The following is a 26387-nucleotide window of genomic DNA, read 5'->3' on the forward strand; positions in this document are numbered from 1 at the left end:
AGCGCAGCCGACGGTCATTCGCTCGGCGGCACGTAGCCTTCGGCCTTGGCGTAGTCCTCGCCGGAGAAGAACTTGTCCATCTCGCCCTGAAGGAACTTGCGGTCCTCGGCGTTCATCATGTTCAGCCGACGCTCGTTGATCAGCATGGTCTGGTGCTTCTGCCAATCGTCCCAGGCCTGCTTGGAGATGTTGTTGTAGATGTCCTCGCCTTTCTGGCCTGGAAACGGCGGACGGTCGAGGCCGGGCAGTTCTTCGTTGTACTTGCGGCAGTTCACGGTGCGGGTCATGAGGTCTCTCCTGCATTCAATTCAGCGGCGGCGCGCTTGAGCAGTGTCTTTACCGGCGCGGCAAGGCCGAGGCGCGGCGGGGTGGCGAGGTTATACCAGAGCCAGTCCGCCTCGGCCACGGCGTCGGGGGCGGACTTGACCCTGATCAGCCAGGGCTCGATAGCCAATTGGAAATGGCTGAATGTGTGGGTTAGGCCTGGCAGCTCGCGGCGATCCTCGAGCTGCAGCGCATGCCGCGCGGCGAGTGGGTCGAGGGCGGCGAGGTCGTCCAGTTCCGGCAGGCTCCAGAGCCCGCCCCACAGGCCCGTCGACGGGCGGCGGTAGAGCAGGATGGCGCCGTCGCGATTGGCCAGCAGCGGCATCAGCGTGCGTTTTTGCGGCAGCGCCTTGCGTGGCTTGGGCACCGGGAAGTCGGTTTCGCGTCCGAGCAGGTGGGCGCGGCAGCCGTCCTTGAGCGGGCAGAGCAGGCAGCTCGGGCGGCTGCGGGTGCACAGCGTGGCACCGAGATCCATCATCGCCTGGGTGTAATGGTTGACCCGCTGCTGCGGGGTGAAGCGCTCGGCCACCTCCCACAGCTGGCGGGCCACCTTCGGCTCGCCGGGATAACCGTCCTGGGCGACGTAGCGGGCCAGCACGCGTTTGACGTTGCCGTCGAGGATCGGTGCGCGCAGGCCCAGGCTGATGCTGGCGATGGCGCCGGCCGTGGAGCGGCCGATGCCCGGCAGTTCTGCGAGCTTGTCGACGTCCGCAGGAAATATGCCGTCGTATTCGGCGACGATAACTTTCGCAGTCTTGTGCAGATTGCGTGCTCGACTGTAGTAACCCAGGCCGGTCCACAGGTGCAGGACTTCATCTTCCTCGGCCTTGGCGAGTGCCTCGACGCTGGGCAGCGCGTCCATGAAGCGGTCGAAGTAGCCGAGCACAGTGCTGACTTGGGTCTGCTGCAGCATGATCTCCGACACCCATACTCGGTACGGCGTGATGTTCTGTTGCCACGGCAGATCCTTGCGACCGTGGCGGTCGAACCAGTCGAGGACCGCCGCGCCGAACTGCTCGGGACTCATCGGTTGAACAGGCCTTTGAGCGCGTCCTTGAGCTCCGGGCTGACCTTGTCGCCGAGCTTCTCTTCGATCTTTTCGTTGAGCTTCTCGCCGGCCAGTCGCGCAGCCACCTTGCCCAGCGCGTCCTTGTCGAAGCGGCAGGCCTTGGCGCCCAGCTCCAGCGGGCCACGGCAGCGCAGCGGCCATTCGATACCGACGTAGCGCTCGTTGACCTGGCAGGCCGGGTCCGGCATTGCGCCTTTGTCGCCCTCGATGACGATACCGACGCGATAGTCCATGCCCAGCACGCGCAGGTCGACATCGCCGTTGCCATTGACTGTGAGCCCGGGGATGCTGGCCTTGAGGTCGGGGTTGCTGGCTACGCCATTGCGTAGCGTCAGGTTGCCCTTGAGTTCACGGAACGGCGTGTCCTTGCTGCGTGGCTCGCTGGTCAGCGGCTTGCGATTGAGCGTGGCGATGGCGCGGCAGAGCTGCTGCTCGAGGTTGGCATCGACCAGCACGCCATTGTCGATGATGAAACCGACCTTGCCATTGAGATTGTCGATCCAGGCCTTCTGGCTGTTGCCCTGAGTGCGCAGGTCGGCATCCAGGTTTAGCAGGCCCTTGACCACCACCTCTTCGCCCTGGCTTTCCAGCAGGCGCTCGATCGGCACACCGTTGAGGCGGTTTTGCAGCGTCAGCAATGGCAGGGCCGGGCGCACGTCGAGGCTGGCCGAGCCGTCCAGGCGGCCGCCATACAGTCCGCCGCGCACTTCCTGCAGGGTCAGCAGGCCGTTGCGGGTACGTGCCTTGAGGTTGAAGCCGTCCAGCGGGATCTTCATTGCGGTCAGGCTGCCGATGGCCAGATTGATCTCGCTGTCGAGCTTGCGCAGCTGATCCAGCGGCAGCACCGAGGCCTCGCTCCAGGCCTGCTGGGTCGGCGCATTGGGCAGCGGTGTGCTGCCACTGCCGACCGCGGCGGCCTGGGTGCTCTTCACTTCGCTCTTGCGTGCGGCGCCTGCCGGCTCGTCCTTGCTTGGCGGCGGCAGATAGCGGTCGAGATCCAGCCGATCACCCTTGAGATCGACGCGCAGCGCCTGGCGGGCGAAGTCGCTGATGGCGATGCGACCGGTGAAGGTGCTGTCGTCGAGCTTGAGAGTCAACTCTTCCAGCGCGAGGCTGTTCGCCGTACCGCTCAGCCGGCTGACCAGCTCGGCCTTGCTCAGCGCATTGCCATCGGTCATGGCCGGCAGCTGCTGGCCGGTGCCCTGTAGAAATTCGCGCAGGTTGAACTGCGCCACGGTCATCGCTCCGCTGACCTTCGGTTCCTTGTCCAGGTCGCGCGCCTTCAGTTCACCCAGTCCGCGCAGCTGGTTGGCGGTGAACTTGAGACCGTTCAACTCGGCGATTTGCGCGGCGAGATCGACCAGCAGCTGGCCCTGGGCGCTGAAGGTCAGGGTCTGGCCCTGCAGAGGTTCGCCGGAGGCCTCGCCGGACAGGCGCATGTCTTCGAACTGGTAGCGCCTGAGCTGGTTGTCGAAGCGCAGCGAGCCCTGCAGTTCGGTGCGTGCGCGCATCACCGGCTTGTTGCTGCCGAAAAAGGCGTTGAGCTTCACCGGGACCGGGCTGCCTTCACGGATTGCGCCGGTCGTGAGCTCGATGCTTTCGGCGCTGTACTGCTGGCCGGTCTTGGCGTCGTGGTAGGTCACGCGGGCATCGCTGACGGTCAGGCTGTCGATATCCAGGGTGAGCGGCTTGCGCGCAGGCGGTGCGTCTTCGCGCTGTTCGGCTTGCGGCTCGGCAGCTTTCGGGGGCTCGCCGGCCGGTTCGCTGCGAGCGGCAGGCTGGCCGACGCCTTCCCAGTTGCCGCGGCCCTGTTCGTCACGGCTCAGGGTCAGGTTGAGGCCGTTGACGGTGATATCGCTCATCTGCACTTCGCGGCTCAGTAGCGGCATTACCCGCACCGACAGGCCGAGCATGCGCAGGTCGGCGAACGGCTGCTCGGGGGTTTGCGCGCTGGCCAGGGTGGTTTCGTGCAGCTCCAGGCCGAGCCAGGGAAACAGGCTCCAGCCGATATCGCCTTTGATGTCCAGTTCGAGGCCGGCCTTGCTGCGCGCCAGGTCGCGAATCTCATCCTTGTAGTCGTTGGGATCGAATAGGTGGGTCAGGGCGAAGCCCGCCGCCACGACGATCAGCAACAGCCCGAGAAAGACCAGACCCAGGATTTTGCCGAGCGATTTCATGGACGAGTCCTTGTAGATGAACGATCTGAAAAGTGCCGAGTATAGCCCCGTGCCTGCACTTGTCGGGAGCGCGGTCGGCGTTGGAGTGCCGTTGCGGGGGCGGGTTCCGCAGCTGGCCGCGGCGGGGTAAGTACGCCCTGCTGCGGATCAGGCAGGGCGCAGGAGATGTCGCGTGGGCGACTTAGAGCGAATCCAGCGGCAGATGCGTACGCGCGGCCAGGGCGCTGGCTTCCAGATGGCCGGCGGGCGCGGCTAGGCGCAACGGCTTGCCGGCTTCACTGGCCTGGCGCTGGGTTTCCTCCAGCAGCCGGCGGCCGACGCCGCGCTTGCGGGTGAGCTTGCGCACGCACAGGTGCGACAGGCGCCAGGCGTCGGCGCCGCGCTGCAGCAGGGCGGCGCCGAGCAGGCGGTCATTGAAGCGCCCGGCGATCAGACTACCATCGGCCAGCGCCGCCTCAATCAGCGCTTCGGCGCTGGCATAGGGCGTCAGCAGCCATTCGGGCGCATCGGCGTAGATTTTCGCCAGATCGGTTAAATCCTGTGGGCTGGGCTGGGTGACGGATTCGACGTAGACGGGCATGGCGACCTTGCGACGGCTGGGCGGACTGCCGGCAAGCATACGCCGAACCGCCGCCAGCGCACGAGACGCCGGCGGTGGGCGTGCCCGATCAGTGCAGGCGATGGCGCTCGTGCAGGAAGCTCAGCACCGCACGGCGGTAGTGGTTGTACTCGGGGTCGTCGGCGAGGGCGATGCGGTCGCGCGGGCGCGGCAGTTTCACCTCGAGAATCTCGCCGATGGTCGCCGAGGGGCCGTTGGTCATCATCACGATGCGGTCGGAGAGCAGCACGGCTTCGTCAACGTCGTGGGTGATCATCATCATGGTGTTGCCCAGGTCCTTCTGGATCTTCATCACCTCGTCCTGCAGGTGCGCGCGGGTCAGTGCATCGAGGGCGCCGAAGGGCTCGTCGAGCAGCAGCACCTTGGGCTTCATCGCGAGCGCGCGGGCGATGCCGACGCGCTGCTTCATGCCGCCGGAGATTTCCTGCGGGTACTTGTTCAGTGCGTGGCTCATGTTCACCAGCGCCAGGTTGTGCTCGATCCACTCGCGCCGTTCACGCTTGTTCATGCTGCGCTTGAACAGCTTGTTCACCGCCACTTCGACGTTCTCGTAGACGGTCAGCCAGGGCAGCAGCGAGTGGTTCTGGAACACCATGCTGCGGTCCGGGCCGGGGCCGCGGACTTCCTTGCCGTCGAGGATCACGCCGCCGAGGCTGGGGTCGAGCAGCCCGGCGACGATGTTCAGCACCGTCGACTTGCCGCAGCCAGAGTGGCCGATGATGGAGATGAACTCGCCCTTGGCGATGTTCAGGTTGATGTCCTTGAGCACCTGCGAGGCGAGGTTGCCGCGCACGAAACTCTTGTCCAGGTGTTCGATGGAGAGATAGCTCATGGCGTTGCTCCTCAGTTGGCCGGAATGCCGCGGGTGATGCGCTGGCCGACGAAGGCCACCAGGCGATCGAGCACGAAGCCGACCACGCCGATGTAGACGAGCGCGAGGATGATGTCGCTGATGCGCGAGGCGTTCCATGCATCCCAGATGAAGAAGCCGATGCCGACGCCGCCGATGAGCATCTCCGCGGCGATGATCGCCAGCCACGACAGGCCGACGCCGATGCGCAGGCCGGTGAAGATGTAGGGCGCGGCGGCCGGCAGCATGATGGTCTTGAAGTATTCGAAGCCATTGAGCTGCAGCACCTGGGCGACGTTGCGGTAGTCCTGCGGGATGTTGCGGATGCCCACCGCGGTATTGATGATGATCGGCCAGATCGCGGTGATGAAGATGACGAACAGCGCCGAGGGATGGCTGTCCTGAAAGCCCGCCAGCGACAGCGGCAGCCAGGCCAGTGGCGGCACGGTGCGCAGCACCTGGAAGATCGGATCGAGGCCGCGCATGGCCCAATCCGACTGGCCGATCAGCACGCCGAGGCCGACCCCGGCGACCACCGCCAGCAGATAGCCGACCGCCACCCGTTCGAGGCTGGCCAGCAGTTGCCAGGCCAGGCCCACGTCATTGCCGCCGTTGTCGTAGAACGGATCGACGATCAGCTCCCAGGTTTCCGCGACCACCTGCGAGGGCGGCGGCAGCGCGGCATCGGCACCGGAGCAGAGCATCTCCCAGATCAAGCCGAGCAGCAGCAGGATCACCAGTGGTGGCACCAGCTGCTGCACCGCGTAGCGGCCGCTGCGCCGAGCCAGTGTGGCGAGCCGGGAAGGGCGGACGATGGACACCGGCTCGGCGCTGGCGGGCTGCAGTTTGACGTTGGCATTCATGGGCTTTTCCTCGCGGGTTGCGGTTATCAGGCCATGGCCTTGATGGTCAGGCTGTCCAGGTAGGCTTGCGGGTTCTCGGGGTCGAATACCTTGCCGTCGAAGAACTTCTCCACGCCGCGGGAGGTGGAGGTCGGGATCAGTTCGGCGGGCAGGTTCAGCTCGCCGGCGGCGGCGCGCCAGATGTCTTCGCGGTTGACCTTGGCGATCAGCGCCTGGCTGTCGAAGTCGGCCGGCAGGTAGCCCCAGCGCTTGTTCTCGGTCAGGAACCAGAGGTCGTGGCTCTGGAACGGATAGGAGGCGTGGTCGTCCCAGTAGCGCATCTGCTCGGGATGGTTCTCGATGACCTTGCCGGTGCCGTAGGCGAAGTTGCCCTTCATACGGTCGACGATGTCCTTGTAGGGTGCGCCGATCCACTTGCGTTGCGAGCAGATCTTCGCCACTTCTTCCTTGTTCTCGGCCTTCTCGCAGAACTGCTGGGCTTCCATGATCGCCATGGTCAGTGCCTTGGCCGCGTTGGGGTTGGCGGCTACGTAGTCGCTGCGCAGGGCGAAGGCCTTCTCCGGGTGGTTGTGCCAGAGCTCGCCGGTGGTGTTGGCGGTGTAGCCGATCTTCTGGTTGATCAGCTGGGCGTTCCACGGCTCGCAGACGCAGAAGGTGTCCATGCTGCCGACCTTCATGTTGGCGACCATCTGTGCCGGCGGCACGACGATGGTGTTGATGTCGGCGTTCGGGTCGATGCCGCCGGCCGCCAGCCAGTAGCGCATCCACAGGTCATGGGTGCCGCCGGGGAAGGTCATCGCCGCACTGACCTTCTTGCCGCTGGCCTTCTTCGCCTCCAACGCCGCCTTGAATGGCGTGCTGTCGAGGCCGATCTTCAGGTCGCGATACTCCTCGCCGACCGAGATGCACTGGCCGGACAGGTTCAGCCGCGCCAGGATCGACATGGGCACCGGCTGGTTGTTCGGCGTGACGATGCCGGCGCTGATCAGGTAGGGCATCGGTGTGAGGATGTGCGCGCCATCGATGCCGTTCTTCGCCGAGCCGAGCACCAGGTTGTCGCGGGTGGTGCCCCAGGACGATTGCTTGAGCACCTCGACCTCGCTCATCCCGTACTTGGCGAAGAAGCCCTTCTCGGCGGCGACGAACAACGGCGCGGCGTCGGTCAGGGCGATGAAGCCGAGCTTGGCCTTGCTGGTTTCCACGTCACCGCCCGCGGCCCAGGCGGCCGAACGCATGCCCAGGGACATGCCGCCGAACAGGGCGACGCCGCTGGCGGCGATGATCGAATGCTTGAGAAAGCTGCGGCGCGAGGCCAGCGTTACGCTGCTGGGCTGGCCGTTGTTCGGCTTGTCGGTCATGGTCCGTTTTCCTTTGGGCGAAAAAAAACGGCGCCACACCGCCCGGCTGGAGCCGGAGAGCGTGGACACCGTTGTCCTGATGAGGAGTTGTGAAAGCCGAAAGATCCGGCCTTGCCTGGTCTTTGCGAAAGCTGTGCCAGAACTGCTCGGGCGGCACCGGGCGGGTCCGGGCGCGGCATCGAATCGCCTGGTGGCTTCCGCCAGATCAAGCACTTGCGACGGCGCCACAGACAGGCCGCGACCAGCTCGGTGATTGGCTCGCTCGAGATGAGTTGTGCGTGGCGATTCAGCGGGGCTGGCTGCGCATGCACATTCGAGGGGCAGGGAGGCTGGTCCGATGGTGCGGCGTGCCTGTTTTCAGTGCCTGGAACGCTGGCCCAGGGTGCGCGCCGGGGCGCGCTCGGCCGCCGGCTGTGCCAGTGACAGCAGGCGCTGGGCGACCTCCTCCAGGCGCAGGCCCTGATTCATTGCCGCCTGACGCAGCCAGCTGTAGGCCTCGCCTTCGGAGAAGCCCTGCTGGCGCATGAGCTGCTGCTTGGCCCGCTCCACCTGTTTGCGCTCGTCCAGCGCCTGACGCGCCTCGCGCAACTCCTCATTGAGGCCCTGCAGGCGTACGCTCTGTGTCAGCAGCAGCTCCAGGGTCGAGCGCGCCACCATCGCCGTCATGCCGTCCGGCGGCGGCGCGCCGAGATCGCTGGCCTGCACGCTGAACAGCTTGGCCTGCTCGGCGGCCGCGTGCATGTCGGCGATGCCGTCGAGCAGCTTGCGATGGCTCTGCAGGTCCTTGCGAATTCGCTCGATGCTGTACCGGCACTGTTGCAACAGATCCTGCTCCAGGCGCGTCTCGACCTGCTTCATCGCATCGATGCGGCCGGTGTGCAGCTCGAACCAGAGCTCGCACAGCTGCGGTTCGACCGCCGCACCGGGGCTGGTGCGGCGGGCGATGTCACGCAGGCGGCAGGCGTTGATGTTCGTCTCGCTGGTGCACAGCGCTTGCCATAGCGCCTGCGCCGCCGGGCTGGCGAAGCGGCTGAAGGTGGCGAAGCAGCGTTCCTGGCCCTCTAGCAGGTGCTCCAGACGCTCCAGCATGTCCGCGCGGAAATAGCCGCTGGCGAAGCCGACCACACCTAGCGCGCGCTCCTGCCCGGCCAGTTCCTTGCCCTGCATGAAATTGAACAGTGCCACCAGGCAGCGGGTGATGTCGGGGTCGGCGGCGGTGTCGGCCGCTTCGAACACCACCGCCAGCAGCCCGCCGACCAGCCGCACCAGCGTCGCCGTGGCGTCCTGCATGCCGATGGCGTGCTCGCGGATGCGCCGGCGTAGTGTGGGCAGCTCGTCGAGGCTGTGCAGGGCATAGGCGATGCGGGTGAACAGGCGGGTCTTGTCGGCACTGCTGACGGCGTCCAGATCGATGCGATCCAGATCCAGGCGCACGTCGCGCTCCAGCGCCTCGGCTTCCAGGCTGAGCACGTCCAGCTGCTGACGCTGATGGGCCGCGTTGCCGCTGAGGTAGATGTTCGAGTAGCCGCGCTCCTTCTGCAGCGCGTGCACCAGCTGGCTGATGCGGGTGACCAGTTCGCAGGTGCGCGCCAGGTCTTCCAGGCCGAGCAGTTCGCTGCGCCGGGACGCCAGCATGAAGCGCAAGGTCGCAGGCATTTTCCGTCCGTGCATCGGCGGCACCTCCGCGGGTTGACGCGCAGGTTCCTGCAAGATGCAGTCCAGTAAGCCCGGCGCGTATCCGCGCTGCGGCGTTTGCGCCTATAATGTGCCCCTTTTCGCCCACGATCAGCGGAGCTGTTGATGTCCGAACGTACGGCTTACGTAGAGCGCAACACCCTGGAAACCCAGGTCAAGGTCACCATCAATCTGGATGGCACCGGCAAGGCGCGCTTCGCCATCGGCGTGCCCTTCCTCGAGCACATGCTCGACCAGATCGCCCGTCACGGGCTGATCGACCTCGACATCGAGTGCAACGGCGACCTGCACATCGACGACCACCACACCGTCGAGGACGTCGGCATCACCCTCGGCCAGGCCTTCGCCAAAGCCATCGGCGACAAGAAGGGCATGACCCGCTACGGGCATTCCTACGTACCGCTGGACGAGGCGCTGTCGCGCGTGGTGATCGACTTCTCCGGGCGCCCGGGGCTGACCATGAACGTGCCCTACACCCGCGCGGTGGTCGGCAAGTTCGACGTCGACCTGTTCCAGGAATTCTTCCAGGGCTTCGTCAATCACGCCCTGGTGACCCTGCACATCGACAACCTGCGTGGCATCAACACCCACCACCAGATCGAAACCGTGTTCAAGGCCTTCGGTCGCGCGCTGCGCATGGCTGTCGAGCTCGATCCGCGCATGGCCGGGCAGATGCCGTCCACCAAAGGGTGCCTGTGATGCAGACCGTCGCCGTCATCGACTACGGCATGGGCAACCTGCACTCGGTGGCCAAGGCCCTCGAGCACGTCGGCGCCGGCAGGGTGCTGATCACCAGCGATGCGCAGGTCATCCGTGAGGCCGACCGCGTGGTGTTTCCCGGCGTCGGCGCGATTCGCGACTGCATGGCCGAGATTCGCCGGCTGGGCTTCGATGAACTGGTTCGCGAAGTCAGCCAGGATCGCCCGTTCCTCGGTATCTGCGTCGGCATGCAGGCCCTCATGGAGCGCAGCGAGGAGAACGACGGCGTCGACTGCATCGGCCTGTTTCCCGGTCAGGTGCGCTTCTTCGGCAAGGATCTGGTTGAGGACGGCGAGCACCTGAAGGTGCCGCACATGGGCTGGAACGAGGTCAAGCAGGTGGTCGACCACCCGCTCTGGCACGCGATTCCGGACAACGGGCGCTTCTATTTCGTGCACAGCTACTACATCGAGGCCGGCAATCCGCGCCAGGTGGTCGGTCGCGGCCATTACGGCAACGACTTCGCCGCCGCGCTGGCCGATGGCTCGCGCTTCGCCGTGCAGTTCCACCCGGAGAAGAGCCACACCCATGGCCTGCAGCTGCTGCAGAACTTCGCCGCCTGGGATGGCCGCTGGTAAATGAGCCGGGCCAAGCTCAAGCCGCCGGTCCTGGCGCTGGATGCTGCTCAGGAGCAGGCGGCGCAACAGATCATCAAGCGCTTTCTGCAAGAGCGCTTCGAACTCGAGCTGGGCTCGTTCGAGGCGCAGGAAGTGCTCGATCTGTTCGCCCGGGAAATCGCGCCGCTGTATTACAACAAGGCGATCTTCGACGTGCAGAGCCACCTGAAGGAGCGGTTCGAGAGCATCGAAAGCGACTTGTGGGCGCTCGAGAAGAGCTGACCCTTAACCGACACTTGATTTGAACAGGTTCAAACCATGCTGATTATCCCCGCTATCGATCTCAAGGACGGCGCCTGCGTACGTCTGCGCCAGGGCCTGATGGACGATGCCACGGTGTTTTCCGACGACCCGGTGGCCATGGCCGCCAAGTGGGTCCAGGCCGGCTGCCGCCGCCTGCATCTGGTCGACCTCAACGGGGCCTTCGAAGGCCAGCCGGTCAACGGAGAAGTGGTCACCGCCATTGCCAAGCGTTACCCGGACCTGCCGATCCAGATCGGTGGCGGCATCCGTACCCTGGAAACTATCGAGCACTACGTGCGCGCCGGTGTCAGCTACGTGATCATCGGCACCAAGGCGGTCAAGGAGCCGGAGTTCGTTACCGAGGCCTGCCGCGCCTTCCCGGGCAAGGTCATCGTTGGCCTTGATGCGAAGGACGGCTTTGTCGCCACCGATGGCTGGGCGGAAGTCTCCAGCGTGCAGGCGGTGGATCTGGCGCGCCGTTTCGAGGCCGATGGCGTCTCGGCGATCGTCTACACCGACATCGCCAAGGACGGCATGATGCAGGGCTGCAACGTCGAGGCCACCGTGGCGCTGGCCAACGCCAGCCGTATCCCGGTGATCGCGTCCGGTGGCATCCACAATATCGGCGATATTCAGAAGCTGCTCGACACGAACACTCCAGGCATCATCGGTGCCATCACCGGGCGCGCCATCTATGAAGGCACGCTGGATGTGGCCGAGGCGCAGGCGCTCTGCGACCTGAAGTACAAGGACGAGTGATTCGCTGAACTGCGGTGGATCGGTGAAGCGCGATCCACCCTACACACAGAAGGACGAGTAAGCCGTAGGGTGGACAACGCTTCGCTTGTCCACCGTGCATTCGGTGACCCGGTGGACAACGCTGCGCGGTTGTCCACCCTACGAGAGAGATCGACCATGGCCCTGGCCAAACGCATCATTCCCTGCCTCGACGTGGACAACGGCCGCGTGGTCAAGGGCGTCCAGTTCGAGAACATCCGCGACGCCGGCGACCCGGTGGAAATTGCCCGCCGCTACGACGAGCAGGGCGCCGACGAGATCACTTTCCTCGACATCACCGCCAGCGTCGACAACCGCGATACCACCCTGCACACCGTCGAGCGCATGGCCAGCCAGGTATTCATCCCGCTGACCGTGGGCGGCGGCGTGCGCAGCGTGCAGGATATCCGCAACCTGCTCAATGCGGGCGCCGACAAGGTCTCGATCAACACCGCCGCGGTGTTCAACCCGGACTTCGTCGGCGAGGCTGCGGATCGCTTCGGCTCGCAGTGCATCGTCGTCGCCATCGACGCCAAGAAGGTCTCCGCACCGGGCGAGCCGGGTCGCTGGGAAATCTTCACTCATGGCGGGCGCAAGCCCACCGGCCTGGATGCAGTGGCCTGGGCAAAGAAGATGGAAGACCTCGGCGCTGGCGAAATCCTGCTGACCAGCATGGACCAGGACGGCGTGAAGAGCGGCTACGACCTGGGCGTCACCCGCGCCATCAGCGAAGCGCTGTGCATCCCGGTGATCGCCTCCGGCGGCGTCGGCAACCTGCAGCACCTGGCCGATGGCATCCTCGAAGGCAAGGCCGATGCGGTGCTGGCCGCGAGCATCTTCCACTTCGGCGAATACACCGTTCCGGAAGCCAAGGCCTACCTGGCCGTCCGCGGCATCGTGATGCGTTGATCCCGACGTGCAGCTGAATAAGGCTTAATGCCCGAGACAAGGACACGCCCGCCGCAGTCGCGGGCGAACAATCAGGAGATTTCTCATGCTCAAGACCATCGCCTCCATTGCCAGTGCGCTGCTGCTCGGCGCCTCGCTGGCCCATGCCCAGGAGCCGGCGAAGATCGACCTGCTGACGGAGAACTTTCCGCCCTACAACATGGCGGCCGACGGCAAGAACTTCGCCCGCGATGAAAACATCAGCGGCATCGCTGCGGACATCGTGCGCGAGATGTTCAAGCGCGCCGGTGTCGACTACACCCTGACGCTGCGTTTTCCCTGGGAGCGCATCTACGGCATGGCGCTGGAGCAGCCTAACTATGGCGTTTTCGTCACCGCGCGGCTGCCCGAGCGTGAGGAGCTGTTCAAGTGGGTCGGACCCATTGGTCCGGACGACTGGGTGCTGCTAGCCCGTGGCGACAGCCCGATCAACCTGACCAGCCTGGATCAGGCGCGCCAGTACAACATCGGCGCCTACAAGGGTGACGCCATCGCCGAGCACCTGGACGGTCAGGGGCTGCAGCCGCAGCTCGCCCTGCGCGACCAGGAAAACGTGAAGAAGCTGATCGACGGCAAGATCGACCTGTGGGCCACCGGCGATCCCGCCGGCCGCTACCTGGCGCGCCAGGAAGGCGTGACCGGGCTCAAGCGCGTGCTGCGCTTCGACAGTGCCGAACTCTACCTGGCGTTGAACAAGCAGGTCGCCGACGAGACGGTGCAGAAGCTGCAGAAGGCGCTCGACCAGATGCGCAGCGAAGGTGTGATCGACGAGATCAACGCGCGTTACCTCTAAGTCTCCCTGGTCGGCGCATCTCCTGCGCCGACTTTCTTGATGGTGGCGGCGCGCCAGCAGGGTGCGCCGATCCACTTCCTCGCGCCGTCCTGGCGCATGCACGCTCCCCGTTCCAGCAGGCGCTTAGCCCTGGCGCCGTGGCGCTTCGCTGGTTCGCATCTTGCTTTGGATCGACCTCGGCTCTGGCTCGCGGAGGGATGGGCCAGGGAATCGAGAAAAAGGGAGCGATCGATGTTCAAGCGAATCATTGCCGTCGTCTTGCTGCTGCTCTGTGCTCACGCGCACGCCGCGCTGCCTGACGATTACCGAGTCGTGCTGCTGACCGAGAATTTTCCACCATTCAACATGGCCGAGGACGGCAAGAACTACGCGGCCGACGCGCGCATTCACGGCATCAACGCCGACATCGTGCGCGAGATGTTCCGCCGCGCGGACATCCGCTACGAGCTGACCCTGCGCTTCCCCTGGGACCGCATCTATAAGCAGGTGCTGCAACAGCCGGATCAGGGGCTGTTCTCCACCACCTTCACCGCCGAGCGCGAGCCGCAGTTCAAATGGGTTGGCCCGCTGGCAAGCATCAGCTGGGTGCTGCTGGCGCCCGCCGACAGTCCTCTGCGCCTGACCGGGCTGGAGCAGGCACGCGACCTGCGCATTGGTGCCTACAAGAACGACGCGGTCAGCCAGCACTTGGAGGGCAAGGGCCTGGCACCGATCAATTCGCTGCGCGACCAGGAGAACATCGGCAAGCTGCTCAAGGGGCAGATCGACGTTTGGGCCACCGCCGATCCGGTCGGCCCCTATCTGGCCAAGCAGGAAGGCGTCACCGGTCTGAAGCCGGTGCTGCGTTTCAATGAGGCGCGATTGTTCCTGGCGCTCAACCGGGCGACACCGGACGAGGTGGTCGAGCGTCTGCAGCGGGCGCTGGACGCGATGCGCGCCGATGGCACGGTGGACAGGATGCTGCAGCGCTATCTCTGATGCTCAGCGATAGATGCCGCCACGGCCGTGGGCGGCCATCGCCCGGTTGCTGCGCGTGGCAATCATCTGGCCGACGTCTACCCAGTCGATGCCCTGTGTGGCCAGGCGTGGCAGTTCGCGTTCGAGCACGGCCAGCGTGCTTTCGTGGGGATGACCGATGATGACGACCGAGCCCTGCTTGCGGGCCAGTGCCACTGCCGCGTGAAAGCGTTCGGCTACCGCGGACGGTGAGGGATCGTCATCGAGAAAGATGTCCCGCGACAGGCTGGCCAGTGCCGTGCGTTGGGCGCTGGCGGCGGCCACGGTGCGCGGGCTGGTACGGCTGTCGAGAAAGAACAGGTGGCGGCGCTGCAGTTCGCCCATCAGCCAGGTCATGGCCTGTGTTTGATCGGTCATGGCGCTGCCCATGTGGTTGTTCAGTCCGCTGGCATGCGGCACCGCTCCAAGGGCTGCGTCGAGACGGCGCGCCAGCTCGTCGTGGGGCAGACGAGGGTGCCAGGCGAAACGGCCCTGGGCAGGCGCCATCGGCATATGCAGCATGACCGTCTTGCCGGCGCTATGGGCCTGTTCGGCCAATGCCGCAGCGTGGCGGGTGTCCGGCAGGATCGCCAGTGCGACCGGTCCCGGCAGCTCCAGCACACGGCGATCGCGCGCGGGGTTCTGGCCGAGGTCGTCGATGACCAGGGTCAGCCTGGGTCGGGGCTCATGCTCGTTTACGACGTCGCGGCCGAGCACGGCCTGGCTGAATACTGCCAGTACCAGTGCCAGGCCCGCTGCCCAGGCGGGCATGCTCATTGCCCGCGGGTGAGATTCAATCCCTTGAGCAGATTCAGCGCCTGGCCGAGTTGGTAGTCGTCATCTTGCGGGCGCGGCGAGTCGCTGGCGATCTGCGTGCTGGTGGGGCGGTCCGGCCCGCCATTGCCATTACCCAGATGCCCGGCGAGATCGGCCTCGCGAAGGCCTTCGGCAGCCTGTTCACGGGTCAGCTTGGCGCGTTCGACCTTGATGTCGGGCTCGATGCCCTGCGCCTGGATCGAGCGGCCGTTGGGGGTGTAGTACAGCGCTGTGGTCAGTTTCAGCGCGCGGTCGTTGTTCAGCGGCAGCACGGTCTGCACCGAACCCTTGCCAAAGCTGTCGGTGCCCATCACCACGCCGCGCTTGTGATCCTGCAGGGCGCCGGCAACGATTTCCGAGGCCGAAGCACTGCCGCCATTGATCAGCACCACCAGCGGTACCCCTTCGCTGGCATCGCCTGCATCGGCGTTGAAGCGCAGCTCGGAATTGGCGATGCGGCCCTTGGTGTAGACGATCAGGCCCTTGGTGAGGAAGTGGTCGGAAATCTCCACCGCCGCCTGCAGCACGCCACCCGGGTTGTTGCGCAGATCGAGCACCAGGCCGTTGAGCTTCTTGCCGCCGTTGTCCTTCTTCAGCCGGTCCAGGGCCTTGCCGACTTCCTCGCCGGAGTTGACCTGGAACTGGGTGATGCGCAGGTAACCGTAGCCGGGCTCCAGCATCTGGCTCTTGACGCTGCGCACCTTGATCACCGCGCGGGTCAACTTGACGTCGAACGGCTGACCGCCCTCACGTACCAGCGTCAGGCTGATCGTGCTGCCGGGCTTGCCGCGCATCTTGCCGATGGCGTCCATCATCGACAGCCCCTTGGTCGGCTGCCCGTCGATCTTGACGATCAGGTCGCCGGCTTCGATGCCGGCCTTGGATGCCGGCGTATCGTCGATCGGCGACACCACCTTGATGAAGCCGTCTTCCATGCCGACCTCAATGCCCAGCCCGCCGAATTCGCCGCTGGTGCTTTCCTGCAGCTCGGCGAAGGCGTCGGGCTCGAGATAGGCCGAGTGCGGATCGAGGTTGCTGAGCATGCCCTTGATGGCATTTTCCAGCAGCGTCTTGTCATCTACCGGCTCGACATAGGCGGCCTTGATGCGGTCCAGCACTTCGGCGAAGGTGCGCAGTTCATCCAGCGGTAGCGGCGCTTTGGAGCTCGGTACCGCAGCCGCTTCCGCCGGAGGCTGCTGGGCCCAGGCACCGCCTTGCATGCCCAGCAGGATGGCCAGGGCGAGCGTGGAGGGGCGGGCGAAACGGCGCAGGTGCAACATGTCGAACTCCAGTAATGAGAGGGCACGCTAGGCAAATGGGGCGGCTCGGTAGGGCCGAATCACCCTCGACTAGCCTTGCGTGCGGCACCATTGGGCAGGATCGCTGGGGCGGCCCTGCTGACGAATGGCGAAATACAGTGCGGCGGTTTCCTGGCCGCCGCTGGTGCCAACGGTGGCGATCGGGTCGCCGGCCTTGACGATCTCGCCGGCGTCGCGCAGCAGGCTCTGGTTGTGCCCGTACAAGCTCAGGTAGCCGTTGCCATGGTCGAGAATCACCAGCAGGCCGGCGCCGCGCAACCAGTCGGCGAAGACCACCCGACCGCCATGCACGGCACGAACCTGTGTGCCGGCACTGGCGCCGATCAGTACGCCGTCCCACTTGGTTCGAGCGTCGCCGCCGCGTGGAGTGCCGTAGCGGGCGACGAGACGTCCGTCCACCGGCCAGGGCAGTTTACCTTTGGCCTGGGCGAACGGCCCGCCAAAGCTGCCACCGGCGCTGGATACCAGCGGGCCACTCGGCGCGGAGCTGCCGCTGGGCCTGGCTTGTTGCTGCTGCTGACGCTGGCGTTCGGCAAGCAGTTCGCGCTGACGAGCCTCCTCGGCCTCGCGTGCCTGACGGGCCAGTGTCTCTTCGATGGTCTTGAGCACCCGCTCGAACTGCGCCTGTTCCTGGCGGCGAGCCTGCAGCCGCTGCTCTCGGCTGGACAGGTCGCTGTTCAGCTTGGCCAGTGCCTGCTGACGCTCCTTGCGCACCTCGGCGAGCTGGTTGCGCCGCTCCAGCAGGCCGTCCTTCTTCTCGGCGAGCAGGTTCTGCTGCGCTTCGATGTCGGCCTCGACGTTGGCCAGCTGGCGCAGTGTCTCGTTGAAGCTGTCGAGCTGCTCGAGACGGGCCTTGTTCAGATAGTCGTAATAAGTGAGGGTGCGGCTGAATTTTTCCGGGTTCTGCTGGTTGAGCAACAGCTTGAGATATTCCTGGCGGCCGTTCTGGTAGGCGGCGCGGGCCTGCAGGCCGATCAGCCGCTGCTGCTCCAGGCGAGCGCCTTCGAGGGTGGTCTTCTCCTCGTTCAGGCGCTCCAGCTCGGCCTCGCTGCGGTCGATCTCCTGCTGCAGGCTATCGACCTGCTTCTCCAGCTGGCCCATCTCGCTTTCGGTGGTCTGCAGCTGTTTCTGGACGCCGGACTTCTCCTGCTCGATCTGCTTGAGCAGCTTCTGCAGTTCGGCAATGTCCTGGCGGGCGGCTTCGATCTGCTGCCTTGCGGCGGCGCGCTCGTCCGCCACGGCCGGGCCGAGCAGGCAGAGAAAGGCGAGGGCGAGGAATGTACGAGGCATGGAAGGCTGTCAACCGAGGGTCATGACCGGCGTAGTATGCCTAAAAAGCGGACGGGAAGCTTGAGGCCCGTCGCGGGAAGCGAAGGCTGGCGCCCCCGCATCCCGCTAACGCCCGTCAGTTGAGTTCGACGATCGAGCGGCCGGTCATTTCCTGCGGTACCGGCATGCCCAGCAGTGTCAGCATGGTCGGCGCGACGTCGGCCAGCACGCCGCCTTCGCGGATCGAGACGTTGCGCTTGCCGATATAGATGAAGGGTACCGGCTCACAGGTGTGCGCGGTGTGCGCCTGGCCGGTCATGGCGTCTTCCATCTGTTCGACATTGCCGTGGTCGGCGGTCAGCAGCGCTTCGCCGCCGACCTTGTCCAGCGCCTCGACGATCCGCCCGACGCAGCTGTCCAGGCATTCCACCGCCTTGACCGCCGCTTCGAACACGCCGGTGTGGCCGACCATGTCGCCGTTGGCGTAGTTGACGATGATGACGTCGTAGCGCTGGTTCTCGATGGCATCGACGATGCGGTCGGTGACCTCGGGCGCGCTCATCTCGGGCTTCAGATCGTAAGTGGCGACCTGAGGCGATGGGATCAGAATTCGTTCCTCGCCCGGGAAGGGCTCTTCGCGGCCGCCGGAGAAGAAGAAGGTGACGTGGGCGTACTTCTCGGTTTCGGCGATGCGCAGCTGGGTCTTGCCGTTGTTGGCCAGGTATTCGCCGAGCACGTTGGTCAACGCTTCCGGGGCGAAGGCAGCGGGCGCCGGAATGCTCGCGGCGTATTGGGTGAGCATGACGAAGCCGGCCAGCTGCGGCACGCGGGCCCGCGGGAACTCGCTGAAGCCGGGCTCGACGAAGCAGCGGGTCAGCTCGCGGGCGCGGTCGGCGCGGAAGTTCATGAACACCACGGCGTCACCATCCTCGACGCGCACCGGCTCGCCAATGCTGGTGGCCTTGACGAACTCGTCGCTTTCACCGCGCTCGTAGGCCGCGATCAGGCCGTCCACTGCGTAGTCGGAGCGGTATTCGGCCTTGCCGTCGACGATCAGCTCGTAGGCCTGCTGCACGCGGTCCCAGCGGTTGTCGCGGTCCATGGCGAAGTAGCGGCCGATCAGGCTGGCGATACGGCCCTTACCCAGGCGGGTGAAGGTGGCCTGGAGCAGTTCGATGGAGCTTTGCGCGCTCTTCGGCGGGGTGTCGCGGCCGTCGAGGAAGGCATGCAGGTAGATCTTCTCGGCGCCCCGTTGGGCTGCCAGTTCCGCCATGGCCACCAGATGGTCCTGATGACTGTGCACGCCACCGTCGGAAAGCAGGCCGAGGATGTGCACCGCCTTGCCGGCACCTGCGGCCTTGTCGACCGCAGCGCAGATGGTCGGGTTTGCGAAGAATTCGCCGTCGCGGATCGCCTTGGTCACCCGGGTGAAGTCCTGATACACCACGCGCCCGGCGCCCAGGTTCATGTGGCCGACCTCGGAGTTGCCCATCTGCCCGTCCGGCAGACCGACATCCATGCCGCTGCCGGAGATCAGTCCGTGTGGCTGAGTCGCCAGCAGACGATCGTAGACCGGCTTGCGCGCGGCATGGATGGCGTTGAACTCGGGGCTGTCGCTGTGCCCGAAGCCATCGAGAATGATCAGTACCAGGGGTTTGGGCGCGGCGGTAGGGGCGACAGGCATGCTTTCGGGCTCCTTGCACGGGGGCGGAAAAGGGCGGCCAGTCTACTGGCTGGCCGTGGCGAGGTCACGAGTCGTCAGGGTTCAGCCGGTAGGAGGGGCTGTGTATACTGGCGCGCATTTTATCGCCCGGGTACCCGTTGATGCTCGCTAACCTGATTGAATTTGTCTCTAACCACTATGTACTCAGCAGCCTGTTCGTGGCGCTGTTGATCCTTCTGTTCATCACCGAGACACGCAAGGGTGGCAAGAGCCTGAGCAATCGTGAACTGACGGCGCTGGTCAACAGTGGCGAGGGCGTCGTGTTGGACGTGCGCGTCAAGAAGGAGTTCGATGCCGGCCATATCGTCGATGCATTGAACATTCCCTACGACAAGCTGGTCAGCCGCACAGGCGAGCTGGAAAAGCACAAGGCCAAGACCATCATCGTGGTCGATGCCATGGGTCAGCACGCCGGAACGGCCTGCCGTGAGCTGCTGAAGGCAGGCTTCACTGCCGCCAAGCTGTCGGGAGGGATTTCCAGCTGGCGCGGCGACAATCTGCCAGTGGTCAAGTAATCATGCCCAAGGTCGTCATCTATACCACCGCCTGGTGCCCGTTCTGCATCCGCGCCAAGGCGCTGCTCGATCGCAAGGGTGTCGCCTACGAGGAGATTCCCGTGGATGGCAATCCCTCTCTGCGCGCCGAGATGGCCAGCAAGGCCGGGCGTACCTCGGTACCGCAGATATGGATCGGCGATAAACACGTCGGCGGCTGCGACGAGCTGCACGCGTTGGAGCGCGGCGGACGTCTCGACCCGTTGCTGCAGGCCTGAGGCCAACACGCGGGTGCGCGAACAATTCAAACGACACGCACAACTGGATAGAAGGTTGCAGAAATGACCGAACAAGCTAATAACGGCGGCGCAGCGTCGCAGAGCGAACAGGGCGCGCAGTTCTCCCTGCAGCGCATCTACGTCCGCGACCTGTCCTTCGAGGCGCCGAAGAGCCCGGAGATTTTCCGTCAGGAATGGAATCCGAGTGTCGCGCTGGATCTGAACACCAAGCAGAAGGCGCTCGAGGGTGACTTTCATGAAGTCGTGCTGACCCTTTCGGTGACGGTAAAGACCGGCGAAGAAGTGGCCTTCATCGCCGAAGTGCAGCAGGCCGGAATCTTCCTGATCAAGGGCTTGGAAGCGGCAGCCATGAGCCACACGCTCGGTGCGTTCTGCCCGAACATCCTCTTCCCGTATGCCCGTGAGGCGCTGGACAGCCTGGTGACCCGCGGTTCGTTCCCGGCGCTGATGCTGGCTCCGGTGAACTTCGACGCGCTCTACGCCCAGGAAATGGCACGCATGCAGGGTGCCAGCACTGCCCACTGATCCATGTGGATCATGCAGGAAGCGTCTGACGCTTCCTGCATTCCCCTCTGCGCCTCAGCGCACCTGCACCACCAGCTTGCCGACCGCTTTGCGCTGACCCAGCGTGGCGATCGCTTGGCCAGTCTGCTCCAGTGGAAAACGTTGCGACACTAGCGGCTTGACTTTGCCTTCGGCGTGCCAGGCGAACAGCTGGCGGAAATTAGCGGCGTTGTCCTGCGGCTGACGTTGGGCGAAGGCGCCCCAGAACACGCCGATCAGTGCTGCACCCTTGAGCAGCGGCAGGTTGGCCGGCAACGCCGGAATATCGCCGCCGGCGGCAAAGCCGATCACCAGCATGCGACCGTTCCAGGCGATGCTGCGGAAGGCTTCCTCGAACAGCTTGCCGCCCACCGGGTCATAGATCACATCCACGCCCTGGCCGCCGGTCAGTTCCTTCAGGCGCTCCTTCAGGCTCACTTCGCTGTAGTTGATCAGCTCGTCGGCGCCGGCATTCTTCGCCACCTCCAGCTTCTCGGCGGTCGAGGCTGCGGCGATCACCCGGGCGCCCATGGCCTTGCCGATCTCGACGGCAGCCAGGCCGACGCCACCGGAGGCGCCCAGCACCAGCAGGGTTTCACCCGGTTGCAGATTGGCGCGCTGCTTGAGCGCGTGCATCGAGGTGCCGTAGGTCATGCTGAAGGCGGCAGCGGTCTCGAAGTCCATGCTTGGCGGAATCGGCAGTGCGTTGCTGCTGGCGACCGCAACCTGCTCGGCGAAGCTGCCCCAGCCGGTCAACGCCATGACCCGGTCACCCACTTTCAGGTGGCTGACCTTCTCGCCGACCGCGGCAATCACGCCGGCCGCCTCGCCGCCTGGCGAGAACGGGAACGGCGGCTTGAACTGGTACTTGCCCTCGATCATCAGCGTGTCAGGGAAATTCACCCCGGCGGCATGCACGTCGAGCAGGACCTCGTTCGGCTTGATCTGAGGGGAGGGGGCATCTTCGACAACCAGGCTTTCGGGCGGGCCGAAGCTTTTGCACAGGACGGCTTTCATCGCTTTTCCTTGTTCGACTGGTCGGGCGCTTGCCGCCCGACGATGGATGGCTCGACTGCTCAGGACTATCCAGTCTAGGAGCGCTGCGTGGCGAGGCAATCAGCATCGTTCGCTGTAATGGCGACGTATAAGTGCCAGGCGATAGTGCAACGACTTGGGCGTTGTGCTGCGACTGGTTATGCTGGCGCAGTTTCTTCCTGGAGCCGCAGCGTGAGATACCTACTATCGATGTTTTTCTGCCTGGCACTTGCCGGGGCTGTTCAAGCCAATGAGTCCGCCGAAGAGGCCGCTGCTCCCCAGACCCTCTATTACGCGCTGACGCCTGCGATGGTGGGCAACTATGGCTCCGGCGAGCGACTCAAGTACTACAAGGCCGATGTCGCGTTGCGCATCTCCAGCAAGGAGGTCGAAGATCGGGTCAAACATCATGAGCCGCTGATCCGCCACCAGCTGGTAATGCTCTTCTCGCAGCAGACCGACGAGACTCTGAGTGGTCCTGAAGCGAAGGAGCAGCTGCGTCAGGAAGCGTTGAAGCAGGTGCGTGAGGTGCTCGAACAGGAGGAAGGCAAACCGCTTGTCGATGATCTGCTGTTCAACAACCTGATCATCCAGTAGTCAGCGCATCGCCAGAATCGCCATCCACTCGCTGTCGCTCACCGGCATCACCGACAGTCGGCTGCCTTTCTTCACCAGTGCCAGTTCCTCCAGTGCTGGCTCGGCCTTCAGGCGCGCCAGTTTCAGCGGCGTCGCGAAGGCCTCGACGAACTCGACATCGACCGCGCTCCACGGATTGGCGTCTTCACGAGCCTTGGCATCGTGGTAGGGGCTTTCAGGGTCGAGCGCGGTGGGGTCGGGGTAGGCGCTACGGGATATCCGGCCGATTCCGGCGATGCCCGGCTCGGCGCAGCTGGAGTGATAGAAGAAGAACTGATCGCCTTCCTGCATCTGCCGCAGGAAATTGCGTGCCTGATAGTTGCGCACGCCGTCCCAGCGTCCGCCGCCCAGTTTTTCCAGGTCCCGAATTGAAAACTCGTCCGGTTCGGACTTCATTAGCCAGTACGGCATGAACCTTGCTCTCCTGTCAGACGGTTCGATCAGACCATGATGGCAAAATCTCCGACAATCGGCTGCAATACGGATTTGCGCGGTGCCGAGGCTTAACGGAAAATGCCGCGGCTGTAAGGTGGCCTATCGAGTCCTAGAACGATAAATCACACTGACTCGACGCAAGCATTTCGCCTGGTAGGGGGAGGCGAACACACATGAAACGTAAGCCCGATATTCTGTGGATTTTGGTCTTTATCTTTGGTCTTGGCGTAGTCACCACAGGCTATACGCAGAGTCTGTGGGATCAGCACGATGGCGCGGCCGGCATGGCCCCGGTCATTCAGGTGCAGCAGGCTCAACAGCGATGACCTCGTGCCGCACGGACGCGGCGCTCCGTCACCCGGCGTACCAGCCCTGGTCCGTCACCGTAGCCTGAAGCGCTACATCCCAGCTCTCCAGCGGCAGTCGATCGACTCGCTGGCATTCGTGAGCAAGTCCCAATAACGTCGGTTTGTGACTTTTTTTGCGCATCGCGCGATACGCCAGGCTGCGATCATAGAAACCGCCGCCCATTCCCAGTCGCCCGCCGTTCCCGTCGAAGCCCACCAGCGGCATCAACAGCAGGTCGAGAGCCCAGACGCGACGCTGTCGAGCGGTTCTAATCACCGGTTCGAGAATGCCGAAGCGGTTGCGCCGCAGCCGCTCGCCGGGCTTGATGCGCTGGAACACCATGCGCGTGCGCGGCCAGGGGTTGAGGACCGGGAGATAGGTCGCCTTGCCGCGACGCTGAGCCGCTTGCAGCAGTAGGCGTGGATCGATTTCGCCATCGTTGGGCAGGTACAGCGCGATATGCCGAGCGCGCCGAAACTGCGGATGGTGGGCTAGCTGCCGGTAGAGCCGGCGAGCGGCGAGGCGCTGCTGGGCGGGTGTCAGTTGGCGCCGGGCGTGGCGCAACTTGCGGCGCAGCGCCGGGCGCGAAAGGCCTTCGGCTGCAATCATAGTAAGTGGCTCCCCAGCATGCCGCTGCCCGCGTAGGCCCTTGAACCCGAGAGTTCAAGGTGGCGACTACAGAGTACCTTAAGGCTTTCCGTCAGGCGGACATGCACACCGGCACCACGTGTAGCCTCCATGGTATTGCTTATCGGGAGAGGGTCATCGCCGACTGGCGAACATGCCAGGGAGTTGGGCGCAGTATAACGCAAAGCGTTTGCCGTTGATCAGTTGCCGGACGGGTTTGGATCGGTGGCGAGGGCGCTGTCGACCCGCTCGAGCAGCATGCGTACATGCTCGCGCGCGCTGTTGGCTTCGGCGTCCAGGCGGTCATGTTTGTGCAGCAGCTCGTGGGTAATGTTCAGTGCCGCCATCACCGCGACGCGGTCGGCCCCGATGACCTTGCCACTGCTGCGGATCTCGCGCATCTTGCGATCCAGGTAGCGGGCCGCGCCTTCCAGGTTGCTGCGTTCTTCCGGCGGACAGGCGATGCAGTATTCCTTGTCCATGATGTGCACGGTGACGGTGTTCGGCTGGGTCATGTGTCCTGCTCCAGGGCTTTCAGGCGCGAAATCATTGATTCGACCTTCAAGCGTGCCATTTCGTTCTTTTCGATCAGATGAGCGCGCTCTTCACGCCAGGCCCGCTCGTTGGCCAGTAGCAGATGGTTCTGCGCCTTGAGCTGTTCGATGCGCTGAATCAGCTGCTCCAGCTTGATGGTCAGCGCTTTCAGATCGGCGTCTTCCATGGGATTCCTGTTGAGGCACTGGTGAAGACGAGGCGATGCCCAGGGGCTTCGATGGTCTTGCCGCGGCCGCCGGTGCTAGGATACGAGGCCTTCATTCTAGTCATTGCGCCACTGTGCGCCTAGCCGCCATGTCCATTCAGAACTCCCCCTACGCCGCTTTCGCCACACTTCTGGCGAGCAGTCCGCAAACCGTATCGCCAGCCGAGCTGCACGGCCTGTTGCTGGGGCGCAGCTGCGCTGGCGCCGGCTTCGATGTCGAGCCCTGGCTGACCGATGCCTCCGACCTGCTCGGTGAGGCGCCTCAGGACAATGTGCGCCAGGCCCTGATCGGCCTGCAGGAGATGGTCAAAGGCGAGCTCGCCGGCGACGACATCGCCATTGTCCTGTTGCTGCCCAGTGACGAAGCGCCACTGGCCGAACGCGCCGTGGCGCTCGGCCAATGGTGCCAGGGTTTCCTGGCCGGTTTCGGCCTGGCCGCGGGTGATCGTGCGCTGAGCAGCGAAGCCATGGAAGTGCTGCAGGACCTCTCTGCCATCGCACAGATCCAGGATTCGCTGGAAGAATCCGAGGATGGCGAAACCGATTACATGGAAGTGATGGAGTACCTGCGCGTGGCGCCGTTGCTGCTGTTCACCGAGTGCGCCAAACCGCTGCCCGCCGCAGCGAAACCGTCTCTGCATTGAGGAAACCGCTCTGTCCATGACTCGCATCCCGAAACCGGAATACGCCCGTCGGCGCAAGGCGCTGATGGAGCTGATGGAACCCAACAGCATCGCCATTCTGCCGGCGGCGCCGATGTACATCCGCAACCGTGATGTCGAGCATGTCTACCGCCAGGACAGCGACTTCCAGTACCTCTCCGGTTTCCCCGAGCCGGAGGCGGTGATCGCCCTGATCCCCGGTCGCGAGCATGGTGAATACGTGCTGTTCTGTCGCGAGCGCGATCCCGAGCGCGAGCTCTGGGACGGTCTGCGTGCCGGGCAGGACGGGGCCATTGCCGAATATGGCGCCGACGATGCCTTTCCCATCGGTGATATCGACGACATTCTTCCCGGCCTGATCGAGGGCCGCGACCGGGTGTACTACGCCATCGGCACCAACGAGGCCTTCGATCACCGGCTGATGGAGTGGATCAAGACTATCCGCGCCAAGGCCCGCCAGGGCGCGCAACCGCCCAGCGAGTTCGTCGCGCTCGATCACCTGCTGCACGACATGCGTCTGTACAAGTCGAGCAACGAGGTGAAGGTGATGAAGCATGCGGCAGAGATTTCCGCCCGTGCGCACATCCGCGCCATGCAGGCCAGCCGCGCCGGCCTGTTCGAGTACCACCTAGAAGCCGAACTGGACTACGAGTTCCGCAAGGGCGGGGCGAAGATGCCGGCCTACGGCAGCATCGTCGCCGCGGGTCGCAATGCCTGCATCCTGCATTACCGCGAGAACGATGCGCCGCTCAAGGATGGCGACCTGGTGCTGATCGACGCCGGTTGCGAAATCGACTGCTACGCCAGCGACATTACCCGCACCTTCCCGGTCAACGGCCGCTTCTCGCCCGAGCAGAAGGCCATTTACGAACTTGTGCTCAAGGCCAATGAAGAAGCCTTCAAGCACATCGCACCCGGCAAGCACTGGAACGAGGCGCACGAGGCCACGGTGCGGGTGATCACCGCCGGGCTGGTCGAGCTGGGCCTGCTGCAGGGCGAGGTCGACCAGCTGATCGCGAGCGAGGCCTACAAACCGTTCTATATGCATCGCGCCGGCCACTGGCTGGGCATGGACGTGCATGACGTCGGCGACTACAAGATCGGCGGCGAGTGGCGCGTGCTCGAGCCGGGCATGGCAATGACCGTCGAGCCGGGCATCTATATCGCCGTGGACAACCAGAACGTCGCCAAGAAGTGGCGCGGCATCGGCGTGCGTATCGAGGATGACGTAGTGGTGACGAAGACCGGCTGCGAGATCCTTACCGATGGCGTGCCAAAAAGTGTTGCCGAGATCGAGGCGCTGATGGCCGCCGCTCGCGAGCAGGTCGCCTGA

31 protein-coding genes and 1 other RNA gene are annotated in these 26387 nt (G+C 64.7%); 14 read left to right on the forward strand and 18 right to left on the reverse strand.

Going from position 1 to position 26387, the window contains the following annotated elements; all coding sequences use genetic code 11:
• Positions 1-14: 14 nt before the first annotated feature.
• The 8 genes from HZR81_RS11060 to HZR81_RS11095 form a co-directional block, all read right to left on the reverse strand.
• The gene (locus tag HZR81_RS11060) at positions 15-287 is read right to left on the reverse strand and encodes an oxidative damage protection protein (RefSeq protein WP_102839000.1); all 273 of its coding nucleotides are present in this window, start codon (positions 285-287) and stop codon (positions 15-17) included.
• A complete protein-coding gene (gene mutY, locus HZR81_RS11065) occupies positions 284-1351 on the reverse strand; it encodes an A/G-specific adenine glycosylase (protein ID WP_500128115.1) in 1068 nt (355 codons plus the stop codon). The genes HZR81_RS11060 and mutY overlap by 4 nt, the downstream gene beginning before the upstream one ends.
• The gene (locus tag HZR81_RS11070; protein ID WP_500128116.1) at positions 1348-3570 is read right to left on the reverse strand and encodes an AsmA family protein; all 2223 of its coding nucleotides are present in this window, start codon (positions 3568-3570) and stop codon (positions 1348-1350) included. The genes mutY and HZR81_RS11070 overlap by 4 nt, the downstream gene beginning before the upstream one ends.
• Positions 3571-3751: 181 nt before the next feature.
• The gene (panM, locus tag HZR81_RS11075; protein ID WP_208218758.1) at positions 3752-4150 is read right to left on the reverse strand and encodes an aspartate 1-decarboxylase autocleavage activator PanM; all 399 of its coding nucleotides are present in this window, start codon (positions 4148-4150) and stop codon (positions 3752-3754) included.
• Between the two features lie 88 nt (positions 4151-4238).
• Complete coding sequence (locus HZR81_RS11080) at positions 4239-5021, reverse strand: ABC transporter ATP-binding protein (protein WP_038655938.1); 783 nt, start codon at positions 5019-5021, stop codon at positions 4239-4241.
• A gap of 11 nt (positions 5022-5032) precedes the next feature.
• Complete coding sequence (gene ntrB / locus HZR81_RS11085) at positions 5033-5902, reverse strand: nitrate ABC transporter permease (protein WP_500128117.1); 870 nt, start codon at positions 5900-5902, stop codon at positions 5033-5035.
• A gap of 26 nt (positions 5903-5928) precedes the next feature.
• A complete protein-coding gene (locus HZR81_RS11090; protein WP_500128118.1) occupies positions 5929-7260 on the reverse strand; it encodes a CmpA/NrtA family ABC transporter substrate-binding protein in 1332 nt (443 codons plus the stop codon).
• Positions 7261-7617: 357 nt separating this feature from the next.
• Complete coding sequence (locus tag HZR81_RS11095; RefSeq protein ID WP_185745353.1) at positions 7618-8916, reverse strand: nitrate regulatory protein; 1299 nt, start codon at positions 8914-8916, stop codon at positions 7618-7620.
• 144 nt (positions 8917-9060) lie between these two features.
• Here HZR81_RS11095 and hisB point away from each other — a divergent pair, with 144 nt between their 5' ends.
• The 7 genes from hisB (at position 9061) to HZR81_RS11130 (ending at position 14070) form a co-directional block, all read left to right on the forward strand.
• Complete coding sequence (hisB, locus tag HZR81_RS11100; RefSeq protein ID WP_003303331.1) at positions 9061-9654, forward strand: imidazoleglycerol-phosphate dehydratase HisB; 594 nt, start codon at positions 9061-9063, stop codon at positions 9652-9654.
• A complete protein-coding gene (gene hisH, locus HZR81_RS11105) occupies positions 9654-10292 on the forward strand; it encodes an imidazole glycerol phosphate synthase subunit HisH (RefSeq protein WP_200290114.1) in 639 nt (212 codons plus the stop codon). Before hisB ends, hisH begins: the two co-directional genes overlap by 1 nt.
• Entirely contained in the window at positions 10293-10553 is a 261-nt protein-coding gene (locus HZR81_RS11110; RefSeq protein WP_313304013.1) for a DUF2164 domain-containing protein, read from the forward strand. It abuts the gene before it with no gap.
• A gap of 36 nt (positions 10554-10589) precedes the next feature.
• On the forward strand, positions 10590-11333 hold the full coding sequence (gene hisA / locus HZR81_RS11115; RefSeq protein ID WP_063541088.1) for a 1-(5-phosphoribosyl)-5-[(5-phosphoribosylamino)methylideneamino]imidazole-4-carboxamide isomerase: 744 nt from the start codon (positions 10590-10592) through the stop codon (positions 11331-11333).
• A gap of 156 nt (positions 11334-11489) precedes the next feature.
• Complete coding sequence (gene hisF, locus HZR81_RS11120; RefSeq protein WP_500128119.1) at positions 11490-12260, forward strand: imidazole glycerol phosphate synthase subunit HisF; 771 nt, start codon at positions 11490-11492, stop codon at positions 12258-12260.
• 85 nt (positions 12261-12345) lie between these two features.
• Positions 12346-13092, forward strand: a complete 747-nt coding sequence (locus tag HZR81_RS11125; protein ID WP_125867349.1) for a substrate-binding periplasmic protein — start codon at positions 12346-12348, stop codon at positions 13090-13092.
• Positions 13093-13323: 231 nt separating this feature from the next.
• Positions 13324-14070: a substrate-binding periplasmic protein gene (locus HZR81_RS11130; RefSeq protein WP_458992081.1), complete on the forward strand. Its 747-nt coding sequence runs from the start codon at positions 13324-13326 to the stop codon at positions 14068-14070.
• Between the two features lie 3 nt (positions 14071-14073).
• Here the strand turns inward: HZR81_RS11130 and HZR81_RS11135 are convergent, their stop codons facing one another.
• The 4 genes from HZR81_RS11135 to gpmI all read right to left on the reverse strand — a co-directional run bounded on the left by HZR81_RS11135 (position 14074) and on the right by gpmI (position 19176).
• Positions 14074-14865 carry a divergent polysaccharide deacetylase family protein gene (locus HZR81_RS11135; protein ID WP_500128120.1) on the reverse strand — a complete coding sequence of 264 codons (792 nt, stop codon included), beginning with the start codon at positions 14863-14865 and terminating at the stop codon, positions 14074-14076.
• On the reverse strand, positions 14862-16184 hold the full coding sequence (locus HZR81_RS11140) for a S41 family peptidase (RefSeq protein ID WP_500128121.1): 1323 nt from the start codon (positions 16182-16184) through the stop codon (positions 14862-14864). The genes HZR81_RS11135 and HZR81_RS11140 overlap by 4 nt, the downstream gene beginning before the upstream one ends.
• Positions 16185-16253: 69 nt before the next feature.
• Entirely contained in the window at positions 16254-17513 is a 1260-nt protein-coding gene (locus HZR81_RS11145) for a murein hydrolase activator EnvC family protein (protein ID WP_500128122.1), read from the reverse strand.
• Between the two features lie 115 nt (positions 17514-17628).
• On the reverse strand, positions 17629-19176 hold the full coding sequence (gene gpmI, locus HZR81_RS11150) for a 2,3-bisphosphoglycerate-independent phosphoglycerate mutase (protein WP_500128123.1): 1548 nt from the start codon (positions 19174-19176) through the stop codon (positions 17629-17631).
• Positions 19177-19316: 140 nt separating this feature from the next.
• Between gpmI and HZR81_RS11155 the strand changes: the two genes are divergently transcribed.
• The 3 genes from HZR81_RS11155 (at position 19317) to secB (ending at position 20533) form a co-directional block, all read left to right on the forward strand.
• A complete protein-coding gene (locus HZR81_RS11155; RefSeq protein ID WP_063541095.1) occupies positions 19317-19730 on the forward strand; it encodes a rhodanese-like domain-containing protein in 414 nt (137 codons plus the stop codon).
• Between the two features lie 2 nt (positions 19731-19732).
• The gene (grxC, locus tag HZR81_RS11160; protein WP_063541096.1) at positions 19733-19987 is read left to right on the forward strand and encodes a glutaredoxin 3; all 255 of its coding nucleotides are present in this window, start codon (positions 19733-19735) and stop codon (positions 19985-19987) included.
• Positions 19988-20050: 63 nt separating this feature from the next.
• A complete protein-coding gene (gene secB, locus HZR81_RS11165) occupies positions 20051-20533 on the forward strand; it encodes a protein-export chaperone SecB (RefSeq protein ID WP_500128124.1) in 483 nt (160 codons plus the stop codon).
• A 54-nt stretch (positions 20534-20587) separates the two neighbouring features.
• On the opposite strand, the gene HZR81_RS11170 is transcribed toward secB, so the two are convergent.
• Positions 20588-21568, reverse strand: a complete 981-nt coding sequence (locus tag HZR81_RS11170) for an NADPH:quinone oxidoreductase family protein (protein WP_500128125.1) — start codon at positions 21566-21568, stop codon at positions 20588-20590.
• 228 nt (positions 21569-21796) lie between these two features.
• Here HZR81_RS11170 and HZR81_RS11175 point away from each other — a divergent pair, with 228 nt between their 5' ends.
• Entirely contained in the window at positions 21797-22183 is a 387-nt protein-coding gene (locus tag HZR81_RS11175) for a flagellar basal body-associated protein FliL (protein ID WP_256359786.1), read from the forward strand.
• Here HZR81_RS11175 and HZR81_RS11180 read toward each other — a convergent pair whose 3' ends face one another.
• A complete protein-coding gene (locus HZR81_RS11180; protein ID WP_110778749.1) occupies positions 22184-22633 on the reverse strand; it encodes an EVE domain-containing protein in 450 nt (149 codons plus the stop codon).
• A gap of 197 nt (positions 22634-22830) precedes the next feature.
• On the opposite strand from HZR81_RS11180, the gene HZR81_RS11185 reads away from it, so the two are divergent.
• A complete protein-coding gene (locus HZR81_RS11185) occupies positions 22831-22983 on the forward strand; it encodes a hypothetical protein (protein ID WP_014818647.1) in 153 nt (50 codons plus the stop codon).
• Positions 22984-23011: 28 nt separating this feature from the next.
• Here the strand turns inward: HZR81_RS11185 and HZR81_RS11190 are convergent, their stop codons facing one another.
• From HZR81_RS11190 to HZR81_RS11205, 4 genes are all read right to left on the reverse strand, one after another.
• Positions 23012-23614: a 5-formyltetrahydrofolate cyclo-ligase gene (locus HZR81_RS11190; RefSeq protein WP_500128127.1), complete on the reverse strand. Its 603-nt coding sequence runs from the start codon at positions 23612-23614 to the stop codon at positions 23012-23014.
• A 6-nt stretch (positions 23615-23620) separates the two neighbouring features.
• Positions 23621-23799: non-coding RNA, 6S RNA (ssrS, locus tag HZR81_RS11195), on the reverse strand.
• 33 nt (positions 23800-23832) lie between these two features.
• A complete protein-coding gene (locus tag HZR81_RS11200) occupies positions 23833-24147 on the reverse strand; it encodes a cell division protein ZapA (protein WP_003303305.1) in 315 nt (104 codons plus the stop codon).
• On the reverse strand, positions 24144-24353 hold the full coding sequence (locus HZR81_RS11205; RefSeq protein WP_063541102.1) for a TIGR02449 family protein: 210 nt from the start codon (positions 24351-24353) through the stop codon (positions 24144-24146). The genes HZR81_RS11200 and HZR81_RS11205 overlap by 4 nt, the downstream gene beginning before the upstream one ends.
• Before the next feature lie 128 nt (positions 24354-24481).
• Between HZR81_RS11205 and HZR81_RS11210 the strand changes: the two genes are divergently transcribed.
• Positions 24482-25036 carry a YecA/YgfB family protein gene (locus HZR81_RS11210; protein WP_500128128.1) on the forward strand — a complete coding sequence of 185 codons (555 nt, stop codon included), beginning with the start codon at positions 24482-24484 and terminating at the stop codon, positions 25034-25036.
• A 16-nt stretch (positions 25037-25052) separates the two neighbouring features.
• Positions 25053-26387, forward strand: coding sequence for a Xaa-Pro aminopeptidase (gene pepP / locus HZR81_RS11215; RefSeq protein ID WP_200597214.1), 1335 nt, complete (start codon positions 25053-25055; stop codon positions 26385-26387).

This window comes from Pseudomonas sp. LM13, assembly GCF_041381355.1.
Taxonomy (GTDB): Bacteria; Pseudomonadota; Gammaproteobacteria; order Pseudomonadales; family Pseudomonadaceae; genus Stutzerimonas; species Stutzerimonas frequens.